Annotated in this window: 10 protein-coding genes and 1 tRNA gene; 8 read left to right on the top strand and 3 right to left on the bottom strand. The window is 68.2% G+C overall.

The window, feature by feature from the left end:
- Positions 1 to 22 precede the first annotated feature (22 nt).
- Both ABMA10_RS03450 and ABMA10_RS03455 read left to right on the top strand, forming a co-directional pair.
- Complete coding sequence (locus tag ABMA10_RS03450) at positions 23 to 1042, top strand: hypothetical protein (protein ID WP_347866875.1); 1020 nt, start codon at positions 23 to 25, stop codon at positions 1040 to 1042.
- 80 nt (positions 1043 to 1122) lie between these two features.
- Entirely contained in the window at positions 1123 to 2154 is a 1032-nt protein-coding gene (locus ABMA10_RS03455; RefSeq protein ID WP_347866876.1) for an alpha/beta hydrolase, read from the top strand.
- 368 nt (positions 2155 to 2522) lie between these two features.
- Here the strand turns inward: ABMA10_RS03455 and ABMA10_RS03460 are convergent, their stop codons facing one another.
- The gene (locus ABMA10_RS03460; protein WP_347866877.1) at positions 2523 to 3011 is read right to left on the bottom strand and encodes a YajQ family cyclic di-GMP-binding protein; all 489 of its coding nucleotides are present in this window, start codon (positions 3009 to 3011) and stop codon (positions 2523 to 2525) included.
- A gap of 51 nt (positions 3012 to 3062) precedes the next feature.
- Between ABMA10_RS03460 and ABMA10_RS03465 the strand changes: the two genes are divergently transcribed.
- From ABMA10_RS03465 to ABMA10_RS03485, 5 genes are all read left to right on the top strand, one after another.
- Positions 3063 to 3824 carry a lytic transglycosylase domain-containing protein gene (locus ABMA10_RS03465; RefSeq protein ID WP_347866878.1) on the top strand — a complete coding sequence of 254 codons (762 nt, stop codon included), beginning with the start codon at positions 3063 to 3065 and terminating at the stop codon, positions 3822 to 3824.
- 82 nt (positions 3825 to 3906) lie between these two features.
- Complete coding sequence (locus ABMA10_RS03470; protein ID WP_347866879.1) at positions 3907 to 4806, top strand: carbohydrate kinase family protein; 900 nt, start codon at positions 3907 to 3909, stop codon at positions 4804 to 4806.
- Positions 4807 to 4883: 77 nt separating this feature from the next.
- Positions 4884 to 4965: transfer RNA gene (locus ABMA10_RS03475), tRNA-Tyr, on the top strand.
- A 231-nt stretch (positions 4966 to 5196) separates the two neighbouring features.
- Positions 5197 to 6024: an inositol monophosphatase family protein gene (locus tag ABMA10_RS03480; RefSeq protein WP_347866880.1), complete on the top strand. Its 828-nt coding sequence runs from the start codon at positions 5197 to 5199 to the stop codon at positions 6022 to 6024.
- Between the two features lie 261 nt (positions 6025 to 6285).
- Positions 6286 to 7548, top strand: coding sequence for a M23 family metallopeptidase (locus tag ABMA10_RS03485; protein WP_347866881.1), 1263 nt, complete (start codon positions 6286 to 6288; stop codon positions 7546 to 7548).
- Between the two features lie 342 nt (positions 7549 to 7890).
- On the opposite strand, the gene rfbB is transcribed toward ABMA10_RS03485, so the two are convergent.
- Positions 7891 to 8889 carry a dTDP-glucose 4,6-dehydratase gene (rfbB, locus tag ABMA10_RS03490; RefSeq protein WP_347866882.1) on the bottom strand — a complete coding sequence of 333 codons (999 nt, stop codon included), beginning with the start codon at positions 8887 to 8889 and terminating at the stop codon, positions 7891 to 7893.
- Between the two features lie 89 nt (positions 8890 to 8978).
- Positions 8979 to 10715 (bottom strand): ubiquinone-dependent pyruvate dehydrogenase, encoded by a 1737-nt coding sequence (poxB, locus tag ABMA10_RS03495; protein WP_347866883.1) that lies wholly within the window; start codon positions 10713 to 10715, stop codon positions 8979 to 8981.
- A gap of 241 nt (positions 10716 to 10956) precedes the next feature.
- Here poxB and ABMA10_RS03500 point away from each other — a divergent pair, with 241 nt between their 5' ends.
- Positions 10957 to 12018: a serine/threonine-protein kinase gene (locus tag ABMA10_RS03500; protein WP_347866884.1), complete on the top strand. Its 1062-nt coding sequence runs from the start codon at positions 10957 to 10959 to the stop codon at positions 12016 to 12018.
- The last annotated feature ends 68 nt before the right edge of the window (positions 12019 to 12086 follow it).

A 12086-nucleotide genomic window follows, 5' to 3' on the forward strand; every position in this document is an offset into this window, starting at 1 on the left:
GACGCGTCACTATGCTGGACGGATGACCGACCCAAACGCGCCTCAGAACGTCCCGTCGGAGCAGCCGACGCCCGTACCGCCGTCGCAGCCGCCGGTGGTGGCAGACGCCCAGCAGCCGCCGCAGCCCCGCTACGGTGAGCTCCACCCCGACGCCGCCCAGCAGCCACAGCAGTGGAACCAGACCGGCCAGCAGCCGCAGGCGCAGCAGTACGGGCAGCAGCCCTACGGCGAGCAGCCTGCCCAGTACGGTCAGCCGCAGCAGTACGGCCAGCAGCCGCAGCAGACCGGCCAGTACAGCCAGCAGACGGGGCAGTTCGGTCAGCCGACCGGGCAGTACGGCCAGGAGGCGGGGCAGTACAGCCAGCAGACGGGGCAGTACAGCCAGCCGCAGTACGGGCAGCAGCCGCAGGGTCAGTACGGCCAGCAGCCGCAGCAGTATGCGCCCGCCCCACAGAAGGCGCCGAATCCGCGCGCTCGCGAGACGCGCCTGGCGCTCGTCTCCGTCGGCATCGCGGCAGGCATCGCAGCAGTGGTCGCCTTCGTGAGCCTCATCGGCTCCTTCTTCAGCCTCTCCGACTATTACACGGTCGGTGACGTGTTGCTGAGCTTCGGCGCGAACCTCCTCAACATCGCCCTCTGGGGCGCGGGAGCGGCGCTCATCCTCATCTCCGTCCGCCCGCTGACCCGCGTGCGCACGGCACGCGACCTCCTGCGGGCGATCGGTCTCGCCGCGGCCGTGGGTACCGGTGTGATGCTCGTGATCGTCCTGCTCGTCACCATCGTGCGCGGCGTCGTCGAGCAGTACGGTTCGGTGGCGTTCTTCGTGAACCAGGGCTTCCTGTCGCCGATCCTCTACGGAGTGACTCTCGCCGGGTTCCTGGCCATCGGAGCACTGCTGACGACGCGCTTCGTCGCACCGGAGGGGCTCGCGGACCCGCAGCAGCCTGCGCAGTCGCAGCCTGCCCCGTCGCCGCAGCCGCAGGAGCAGCAGTACCACCAGGGCCAGCAGGCTCCACAGCAGCACAACCCGTACCAGCAGTAGACCGCAGCAGGAGAGTGCACAGGACGGTCCGGCCGGGAGCCGGACCGTCCTGTGCACTCTCAGCGCGGTAGCGTTGGGTCATGGCCGATTCCCGGGGGTGGGTCGCCGACATCCTCGGCGACGGCTTCCAGCAGCGCACACTGCAGCTCGAACCCGACGACGAGGGCGAGGTGGTCGCCACCCTCGTCCGGTATCGGATGCCGCCGATGGAGCAGCTGGGTGAGTTCCTCGTGCCCGACGTCGCCGACGGCATCGACGTCCTGTACGTGCACGGCTGGTCCGACTACTTCTTCCAACGGCATCTCGCGCGCTTCTGGGGGAAGCTCGGCGCCCGGTTCTACGCGCTCGACCTCCGGAAGTACGGTCGGAGTCTCCGTGCCCACCAGACGCCCGGGTACATCGACGACCTGCGCGGCTACGACGAGGACATCGAAGCGGCCCTCGCCGTCATCGGTCACGGCGCCGACGATCATGCGAACGGCCGGGCGTCGCGGCGGCGGCTCGTGCTCCTCGGGCACTCGACCGGCGGACTCACGCTCAGCCTGTGGGCGTCACGCCATCAGGATCGGGTAGCGGGGCTCGTCCTCAACAGCCCGTGGCTCGAGTTCCAGGCGAGGCAGCTCGGTCGTCTCGCGATCGCCCCGCTCATCCAGGCCGGCTCGAGGATCGATCCACGAGCACAGCTCCCGGTCGTCGATCTCGGGTTCTACACGCGTTCCGTCTCCAGCACGATGGGCGGTGCCTGGGAGTACGACTTCGCCTGGCGACCCGTGCACGGCTTCCCGCTGCACCCCGGGTGGTTGAACGCCATCCTCACCGGCCACCGGCAGGTCGATGCAGGACTGTCGTTGCGTCTGCCGGTGCTGACGCTGCTCTCCGCTCGCAGTGTGCTCCTGCCACGTTGGAACGAGAGCATGATGCACAGCGACACTGCGCTCGACGTCGACGCCGTGGCCGAGCGCGCGCTCGACCTGGGCGACACCGTCACGATCGTGCGCCTGGATGGCGCCCTGCACGACGTGTTCCTCTCGGAGGAGGCGGTCAGGCAGCGCGCGTTCGAGCAGATCGTCGCGTGGGGCCGGGGCTATCTGACGACACCGCGCCTGAGCTGATCCGGCCGACTACTGCCCGGGCGTCGGACGGCGACGCAGATGGGATGCGAGGGGCGGACGCGGATCGGGGCGACCGGAGTCCTGCCATTCCTCGTAGCTGTGGTTCCGTGCGAGTGCGCACCAGCACGGGACGCCGACCTCCTGCCCGGCGCGAGAGGTCGTGAACAGTTCAAGGTGCGAACCGTTCGCTGGTTCCTGGTGGTCCACTGGTGCTCCAACGGTCGGCCCGGGGTGCGGGCGGAGATCATCCGGTCGGGTACCGGACGGGAGCGTGTTCGGAAACACGCTCCGTTGGAGAGAGTGCTGCTCGCCGCGTTCATGACGCGATGCCGGGGAGATCCAGCGGGCGTTCGGGCGGACGACTGTGCTCAGCGGTAGTTGACGAACTGCAGGTCGATGTCGAGGTCGGCGCCCTTGAGCAGCGCCATGGTGGCCTGCAGGTCGTCGCGGCTCTTCGAGGAGACGCGCAGCTCGTCGCCCTGGATCTGCGACTTGACGGACTTCGGGCCCTCGTCGCGGATGAGCTTGTTGGCCTTCTTCGCGATCTCCTGGCTGATGCCCTCCTTGAGGGTCGCCTCGATGCGGTACTCCTTGCCGCTCGGGAAGGGGTCGCCCACCTCGAGGCTCTTCAGGGAGATGCCGCGCTTGATGAGCTTCGACTCGAAGACGTCGAGGATGGCCTTCACGCGCTCCTCGGTGTTCGCCTTCATGAGGATCTTCTCGCCGCTCCACGCGATCGATGCGCCCACGTTCTTGAAGTCGTAGCGCTGCTCGACCTCCTTGTGCGCCTGGTTGAGGGCGTTGTCCGCCTCCATCTTGTCCACTTTGCTCACGACGTCGAACGATGAATCAGCCATGACGCCCATGTTACCGGCACCCGGTCAGGCGGGTGTGGTTGGATGGTCGGGATGCGCACTCCGGGGAAGAACCTCCAACCGACCACCCTCCGCCGACGAGGGTTCGGCGGGGCGACGCTGTTGCTCGGTGCCGTGTTGCTCGCAGGCTGCGCTCCCGAACCTGATCCCGTCCCGTACGCCGTGCCCGTCGAGCTGCCGCCGACGAGCGATGCCCCGGACGGCGGCGTCGCGAACGTCGATCTCGCCGACCCCGATTGGATCACGACCGTCTCGGCGTCGAGCGGGATACCCGAACGCGCGCTGCGGTCGTATGCGGGAGCGGCCATCCGGAAGGCGGAGCTCACCCCGGAGTGCGGGATCGGTTGGACGACCCTCGCCGCCGTCGGCTTCGCGGAGAGCGACCACGGGCGCCACGACGGCTCGAAGCTCGGCGAGGACGGTGTCGTGACACCGCCCATCTTCGGCGTGCCGCTGAGCGGCGGGGACACCGAGGAGATCACCGACACCGACGACGGGGTGCTCGACGGCGACGCGGTGCACGATCGCGCTGTCGGACCGTTCCAGTTCATCCCGGAGTCCTGGGCGAACTGGGGCACCGACGCGAGCGGCGACGGCGTCCTCGACCCGCAGAACCTCGACGACGCTGCGATGGCTGCGGCGAACTACCTGTGCCGTGCCAGCGACTACGACATGCAGACCGAGGAAGGGTGGCTGACCGGGATCCGGGCCTACAACTCCTCACCCGAGTACCTCCGGAGGGTCGCGACGGCCGCGAACGAGTACGCCGATGCGGTTCCGTCAGACGAGGACTGAAGCGCAGAGGTGTCCCAACCGGCTCCGGTCGGTACGCTGATCCAGGCGTCGCGGCCGCCCGGTCGCGCCAGGAGAGGTCGTCATGGTGGCAGACAACACCCGAGTGGTCGTGATCGGCGACGCGCTCATCGATGAGTTCCGCGACGAGACGGGATCCCGCGACTTCGTCGGCGGCGCCGCGCTGAACGTCGCAGTGGGACTGAGCGTGCTCGGCGTGCCCACCACACTCATCGCCATGATCGGCGACGATGTCGACGGCGCGCGGATCCGCGCGTTCCTCGACCAGCACGGTGTCGAGCTCGTCGCGACGGTCGGGCCGAACGGATCGTCGCGAGCCATCTCCGACCGGACCGACGGCGAACCCCGGTACGAGTTCAACGAGGCTGCCTGGAACCGAGCCGTCGATTTCGGTGACGCCGAGCACGCCGCCATCGACGCGGCGTCACTCGTCGTCGTCAGCTGCTTCCCCTTCGACGACGTCGCGCAGACCGCGGCACTCGAGGCGGCCGTCGCCGACGCCCCCTCCCGACTCGTGATCGACCCGAACCCACGCGCCGGCATGCTGCACTCCGCAGAGCGCTTCCTCGACGGCTTCAGACGGCTCGCCGCATCGTCGCTCATCGTGAAGGTCGGCGACGACGACGCGGACCTCCTCGCCGGTGAGGCGCTCGCCGCCTTCGTCGAGCGCCTCATCGCGTCCGGCGCGAGCGCCGTCCTCGGCACCGCGGGTCGTGATGGCGCGTTCGTCCGGACGGCATCGATCGAGGTGGCCCGTCCGATCGCCGATCTGCCCGGTCCCGTCGTCGACACGATGGGCGGCGGCGACGCCACCCTCGCATCGAGCGTCGCGTCCGTGCGCGAAGACGGCCTTCCCGCGGACGCAGCCGCCTGGGGTGTGCTGCTCGAGGACGCCATGATCATCGCCGCCGCCACCTGTCGCAGCGAGGGTGCGCTCCTGCGCACACCCGCACTCCCGGCCTGATTTCGCGTCCGGGCTTCTGGCAGCTATATTTATCAAGCGCTTTCGGTTGGCTGTTCGAAAGTCGGTCGGGCGCGCTTGGCGAGTTACCCTAGCGGCCAAAGGGATCTGACTGTAAATCAGACGGCTCAGCCTTCGGGGGTTCGAATCCCTCACTCGCCACACGAGAAAAGTGCCTCACCCCCGCGGGTGAGGCACTTTTTCGTTGTGCTTGCTGGCAAGCGGCTCCGCCGCGCGATGTGTGGGCCACCCCTGCGGGTGAGGCACTTTTTCGTTGTGGTTGCTGGCAAGCGGCTCCGCCGCGCGATGTGTGGGCCACCCCTGCGGGTGAGGCACTTTTTCGTTGTGGTTGCTGGCAAGCGGCTCCGCCGCGCTGCCCCGTAGGGTGGTGGAGTGACCGGACCAGCAGAACTCCTCCAGATCGCCACCGACATCGCCGCGGACGCCGGTGAGCTGATCCTGCGACGCCGCCGCGAAGGGGTCGAAGTCGCCGCGAGCAAGTCGTCCGCCGAGGACGTCGTGACGCGAGCAGATCGCGAGTCCGAGCAGTTCATCCGCGAGCGCCTGCTGGCGGCGCGACCGAACGACGGCTTCCTCGGTGAGGAGACCGGCACGGAGGGTGGTGCCGTCGGTACCTCCGGGCTCACCTGGGTGGTCGACCCGATCGACGGGACGGTCAACTACCTCTACGACATCCCCGCCTACGCGGTCAGCATCGGCGTCGTCGAGGGCGAACCGGACCCCGCGACGTGGACCACGCTGGCCGGTGCGGTGGTGAACCCGGTGCTCGGCGAGATGTACACGGCGTCGCTCGGCGGCGGTGCGCACCTGAACGGCCGTGCGCTCGAGGTCAACCGGGGCGTCGCCCCGAACGTCGCCCTGCTCGGAACGGGATTCTCCTACACCGCATCACGTCGGATGGAGCAGGCGGCGGTGCTCGGCGCGCTGCTCGGGACGTTCCGCGACGTCCGTCGCATCGGATCCGCCGCGCTCGACCTCTGCAGTGTCGCGAGCGGTCGGCTCGACGCCTACTACGAGAGCGGACTGAAGCCCTGGGACCAGGCCGCCGGAGCGCTCGTCGCTGCGGAGGCAGGTGCGACGGTGGCCGGGTTCGGCGGCGCTTCCGCGACGACGCAGCTCATCATGGCCGCCGATGCGCCCGTCCTCGCGGTACTCGAACGGCTCCTCGTCGAGCAGGGTTTCGCGACGCCGATCGGTTGATGTCCGGCACCTGGCGGTGAGCGCTCCTCGAAACGCTCCGCGGGCGACTCGAAGATAAGAGAACTCTCATATGGCCTCTGACCAGGGATTTTCTCGCAGAAACCGAGTGCTGCCATGGCTTTTTCAGCCTCCCGTTGCTAGCATTTATGCATTCGTTACTTTTGCGTTCCCCCACGCAAGAGTGAGTTCGGCCCAACCTGTCTGCACCATTGAAAGGCTTTCGCCCCCTTGTCACGCCATGCCAGCCCTGAGGACACCCCTGTGCTTCCCGACCCTCAGGACCCGCTGAACACGACGCCCGAACGCGAGTCCGCTCCCGCGCAGACGCCGCCGCTCAGTCGCCGTGAGCTGCGCGAGCGTGAGCGTCAAGCCGCGGCCGAATCCATCGTGCAGCCGGTCCTCACGAGCTGGACGTCGCAGGTTCAGGACGCCCTGGCGCCGAACGCCCTGGGCACGAAGCCCCTCCTCGAAGCTCCTGTCGCATCGGTGGCCGCCGAGGCCCCCGCCGCGACGGCATCGGTCATCGACCCCGTCGACCAGATCATCGCCGACGCAATCGACGCGGTCGCCGTCGAGGCCGTCGAAGAGACGGCCCCCGTCGAGTCCGAGCCACTCATCGCTGACCCGGCCGTCGCGCCCGTGGCCACGCCGTCCACTGCTTCCGTGCCGGTCGACACCGACGTCCCCGTCGTCGAGGCACCGCGCGTCCGCCGCTCCGCTCCGGTCAGGCCCGCCACCAAGCCGCGCGCGTCCACGGCTGCCGCCTCCGGTCCCGCACGGCCCACGCGCACCGCTCGCAAGCGCCGTATCACCACGAAGATCTTCGCCGGTGCCGCGATGGGCTTCGTCGCCCTCATGGCCGTGGCGACCTCGGTGCCGGCGAATGCGCTGCTCACCGCTGAAGACGTCGCCTCATCCGTCGCAGCAGCATCGCAGGCCGAGCTGGGCGACGGCAACGGCCTCAGCAACCAGGCGTCGCAGTCACTCGACAGCGAAGGATCGGCAGAGCTCACCTTCACCCGCGACGACTACACCACGAGCACCATCGAGGAAGCCGCCGCCGCGATGGGCATCCGCCCCGCCAACACGTTCACCAACGACCCGAACGGCACCATCCAGTGGCCGTTCGCCGTCGGCGTCACCATCGGCGACCGCTTCGGTGCCCGCGACTGCGCCGGCTGCTCGAGCGACCACCACGGTCAGGACTTCAACCCCGGCGACGGCGCGCCCATCCAGGTCATCGCCGACGGCGTCGTCCGTCACGTCGAAGACGGCGAAGGTTCCCTCGGCGTCAACATCATCGTCGACCACACGATCAACGGCCAGCTCGTGTCGAGCGTCTATGCACACATGCAGCACGGCTCCACGAAGGTGGTCGAGGGCCAGGTCATCAAGGTCGGGACCATCATCGGCCTCACCGGCAGCACGGGCATGTCCACCGGCCCACACCTCCACTTCGAGATCCGCCTCGACGGCGTGACATGGGTCGACCCCCTCGAGTGGCTCTACGCGAACGTCAACTGATACGCCGCTGACCGCGTTGGACGCTGACCGCGCTGCGCTCCGTTCGTAACTCCTGCTCCCCAGGGTGTCTGCACGGAGTCGAACAGCGTCCAACCGCGTCGAACCGCTCTCCGGTCAGTCGCCGCAGGAGTTGTGGACACCGGACGCCGATTCGCCGCCGCGGGCCGGTCCGGTGGTGTGGCGGGGCGCAACTCCTGCATCTTGTCCGGTCGAACGCGCCCTGGCTCGGTGGCGCCTGACCGTCACGGTGTGAGCCGACTGGGAGCAGGAGTTTGTGAACAGGGCGACGAACGAAAGGCCCGCCCAGCGGATGCTGGACGGGCCCTGCGGCGGAGTCGAGGGTTACTGCCCCTGCTCCTGGTACTTCGCCTCGGTAGCGGCCTTCTGCGGCTTCCACCAGGACTCGTTGTCGCGGTACCAGGCGATCGTGTCGGCGAGGCCGGCCTCGAAGTCGCTGAAGGCGGGCGTCCATCCGAGATCGGTGCGCAGCTTCGAGGAGTCGATCGCGTAGCGGAGGTCGTGGCCGGGGCGATCGTTCACGTGGTCGTACGCGTCTGCGGCCTGGCCGAGCTGGGTGAGGATGAGCTCGACGACGTCCTTGTTGTTCTTCTCGCCGTCGGCTCCGATGAGGTACGTCTCGCCGATGACACCCTTGTCGAGGATGGTCAGGACGGCGGAGGAGTGGTCGTTCGCGTGGATCCAGTCGCGGACGTTCTCGCCGGTGCCGTAGAGCTTCGGACGTTCGTCACCGAGGACGTTGGTGATCTGGCGAGGGATGAACTTCTCGACGTGCTGGTACGGGCCGTAGTTGTTCGAGCAGTTCGAGATGGTCGCCTTGACGCCGAAGGAACGGACCCACGCACGGACGAGGAGGTCGCTGCCGGCCTTCGTCGAGGAGTACGGGCTCGAGGGGTTGTAGGGGGTGTTCTCGGTGAAGCGCTCCGGGTCGTCGAGTTCGAGGTCGCCGTAGACCTCGTCCGTCGAGATGTGATGGAAGCGGGTGCCGTGCTTGCGTGCCGCCTCGAGCAGCGTGTACGTGCCGATGATGTTGGTGTCGAGGAACGGACGGGGGTCGTGCAGGGAGTTGTCGTTGTGCGACTCCGCCGCGTAGTGCACGACGGCGTCATGACGAGCGAACAGCTCGTCGACGAGCGCCGCGTCCTGGATGTCGCCGACGACCAGCTCGAAGCGATCGGCGGGGAGGCCGTCGAGCGAGGCACGGTTGCCCGCGTAGGTCAGCTTGTCGAGGACGGTCACCGAGTGTTCGGTGTTGTTCAGGACGTAGTGGACGAAGTTCGAGCCGATGAATCCGGCGCCGCCGGTAACGAGAAGTCTGGACACGGTAGACGAGTCTACCCGGCCGTCTCTGGAAGCCACGGGAGAATCGTCACCCCAGGCCGGGTGGCACGACCGGCCCGGGGTGATCCGGCTCAGTGGCCAGGCAGGATGCGGCGCAACACGTTCGTGTTCGCGAGGTCGACGAGCTCGTCACCGCGGCCGGACATCACGGTGCGCAGAGCGTAGAGCGTGAAGCCCTTCACCTGCTCTGCGGTGATGGCCGGCGGGATCGACAGCTCCTGCCTCGCGGTCACGACGTCGACGAGCGCCGGCCCATCGTGCTCGAATGCTCGACGTATGGCGCTCTGCAGTTCACTTGCGCGTTCGACGCGCTCACCATGGATGCCCATGCCCTCCGCCATACGGGCGAAGTCTGGATTCTCGAGGTCGGTCCCGTAATTGACGATGCCCGCCGCCTTCATCTCCAGCTCGACGAAGTTCAGGGAGGAGTTGTTGATCACGATGATCTTCACCGGCAGCGCGTTCTGCGTGAGCGAGATGAGTTCACCGAGCATCATCGTGAGTCCGCCGTCGCCTGCGAGCGCGACCACCTGGCGACCCGGGTGGGAGGCTTGGGCGCCGAGCCCGTGCGAGACGGCGTTCGCCATGCTGCCGTGGCTGAACGAACCGATGAGTCGGCGCTTGCCGTTCATCGTGAGGTAGCGCGACGCCCAGACGACCGGAGAGCCGACGTCCGGGATGAAGACGGCATCGTCGGAGGCGAGTTCGTCGACGACCTTCGCGAGATACTGCGGGTGGATCGCTTGTCCGTCGTGATCAGCGGTCGCCAGGTCGTCGAGACCCTTGCGCGAGCTGCGGTAGTGCTTCACCGAGTCATCGAGGTGCTTGCGGTGCGTCTTGCGTTCGAGCTTCGGCAGGAGGGCGTCGAGGGTGTCGCGCACCGTCCCGACGAGCGGGAGGTCGATCGGGTGCCTGCGCCCGATCTGCTCACCGCGGATGTCCACCTGGATGACCGTCGCACCGTCCGGATAGAACTGCTGGTACGGGAAGTCGGTGCCGAGCATGAGGAGCACGTCGCAGGACAGCATCGCGCGATAGCCGCTCGAGTATCCGAGGAGGCCCGTCATGCCGACGTCGAACGGGTTGTCGTACTCGACGTGCTCCTTCCCCCGGAGCGCATGCACGATGGGTGCGGCGAGAGCGTCCGCGGTGTCGATGAGCTGTGCGTGGGCTCCCGCGGTTCCGGCACCGGCGAGGATGGTGATGCGCTTCGCGCCGTTGAGGATGCGGGCGGCTTCGTCCAGTTCATGCTCGGACGGCAGCACCCGCGGCTGGGTGGCTCGGATCGCGGAGACGTGTTCGGTCACCGCTTGCTGCAGCATGACGTCGCCGGGAACGACGACGACCGCGACCCCGCGGCGCTCCACAGCAGTGCGCATCGCGATCTCGAGCACCCGCGGCAACTGCTCCGGCACCGAGACGAGTTCGACGTACACGCTGCACTCGCGGAACAGCTCCTGCGGGTGGGTCTCCTGGAAGTACGTGGTCCCGATCTCAGCGCTCGGGATGTGCGCGGCGATCGCGAGGACGGGCACGCGGGATCGGTTCGCGTCGAAGAGTCCGTTGATGAGGTGCAGGTTGCCGGGACCGCAGCTCGCGGCGACGACCGCGAGCTCTCCCGTCAGCTCCGCCTCCGCGGCGGCGGCGAACGCCGCGGCCTCCTCATGCCGCACGTGCACCCAGTCGATCCGTCCGTCCGTCCGCAGCGCGTCCGTGAAACCGTTGAGCGAGTCGCCCGGCAAGCCGTAGACCCGCTTCACCCCACTGGCCTGCAGGGTTGCGACGACGGTGTGAGCGACGGTGGACATGAAGACTCCTCGCGGATAGTGACTGGGCCGGTCTCGGCCCGCTCCCCATGCTGCTCGCGTCGCTGAGACGCTCGCAAGGGACCGCTTCGCTCTCGCAGCGGCCTATCAGGTGTGCTATCGGATCACAACACTCCGGCCTCAATGCGTCTGAACGACGAACGCCTTGTAGCGTTGATCTTGGAACAGCCTGCCGACTCGCGGTGGCGCGGCCAACACCGACTGCACCGCGAAAGGGGCGGCCGTGAGCGAGTCCATCCACCGGCCGCCGGCACACGCCGGTCTGACGACCGATCCAGCCGCGATGTTCACGGACCACTCCGAGACCATCGTGAGTGGTGTGAGTCTCTCCAACGGCCGGTACAGCATCGGCGAGCAGCTGGGATCCGGCGGCTCGGCCAACGTCTACCACGCTCGCGACGAGCTCCTGTCCCGCCCCGTGGCCGTGAAGCTCTTCCGCGATGAGGCGGCGACCGCGAACGACCGCCTGCGTCAGGAGCGCGAGATCCGTCTCCTCGGCGAGCTGCGCCACCCGGGTCTCGTCGAGCTCTACGATTCCGGCTCCGTCGTGCACAACGGCGTCGAGCACCGCTTCCTCGTGATGGAGTACATCCCGGGTGCCACCCTCACGGACAAGCTGCAGGACGGCCCGATGCTGCCGCGCGACGCCGCCGCCCTGGGCGCGCAGGTCGCCGACGCGCTGTCGTTCATCCACGCGCGCTCGATCGTGCACCGCGACATCAAGCCAGACAACATGCTGTTCAGCGATATCGCCGCCTTCGGACATGCGAACCTCGTGAAGCTCTCCGACTTCGGTATCGCGCACTTCGTCGGCGGCTCGCGCCTCACGAACACCGAGGCGATCTCCGGCACGGCCTCGTACCTCTCGCCCGAGCAGGCCCTGGGCGAGACGGTCGGCACGGAGACCGACATCTACTCCCTGGGGCTCGTGCTCCTCGAGGCCATCACCGGACGTCGTGAGTTCGACGGAGGCATCGTCGAGGCCGCCGTCGCCCGTCTCCACCGAGACCCCGTGATCCCGCCCGAACTGCCGGCTGCCTGGCACCCGCTGCTGCGGTCGATGACGTCCCGTCGTCTCGAGGAACGCCCGACCGCGCACGAGGTCGCCTCGAGCCTGCGCGAGATCTGGGCGGATTCCCGGACCCGTCGGGTCCGCCGTGTGCGCGCCCGCCTCGGGGCCGTCAGCGACCGTGGTGTCGATCCGCGCATCGCACTGCTCCTCGCTGCGGCCACCGCTGCAGCGGGCCTCGCGATCGGCCTCGCCGTCGGCATCCTCGCCTTCTGACCCAGAACCTGCAGTAGCCCCTGTCGTCTCCCGTGCCGCGGAACGTCTCCCCACCGGTGTACCGTGCT

This window comes from Plantibacter sp. RU18 (assembly GCF_050613355.1).
GTDB lineage: Bacteria > Actinomycetota > Actinomycetes > Actinomycetales > Microbacteriaceae > Plantibacter.

What these genes read in the sequence shown, in the direction of transcription:
- ABMA10_RS03450 (WP_347866875.1), top strand. Translation starts at nt 23, where the DNA reads ATGACCGACCCAAACGCGCCTCAGAACGTCCCGTCGGAGCAGCCGACG.
- ABMA10_RS03455 (WP_347866876.1), top strand. Translation starts at nt 1,123, where the DNA reads ATGGCCGATTCCCGGGGGTGGGTCGCCGACATCCTCGGCGACGGCTTC.
- ABMA10_RS03460 (WP_347866877.1), bottom strand. Translation starts at nt 3,011, where the DNA reads ATGGCTGATTCATCGTTCGACGTCGTGAGCAAAGTGGACAAGATGGAG.
- ABMA10_RS03465 (WP_347866878.1), top strand. Translation starts at nt 3,063, where the DNA reads ATGCGCACTCCGGGGAAGAACCTCCAACCGACCACCCTCCGCCGACGA.
- ABMA10_RS03470 (WP_347866879.1), top strand. Translation starts at nt 3,907, where the DNA reads ATGGTGGCAGACAACACCCGAGTGGTCGTGATCGGCGACGCGCTCATC.
- poxB (WP_347866883.1), bottom strand. Translation starts at nt 10,715, where the DNA reads ATGTCCACCGTCGCTCACACCGTCGTCGCAACCCTGCAGGCCAGTGGG.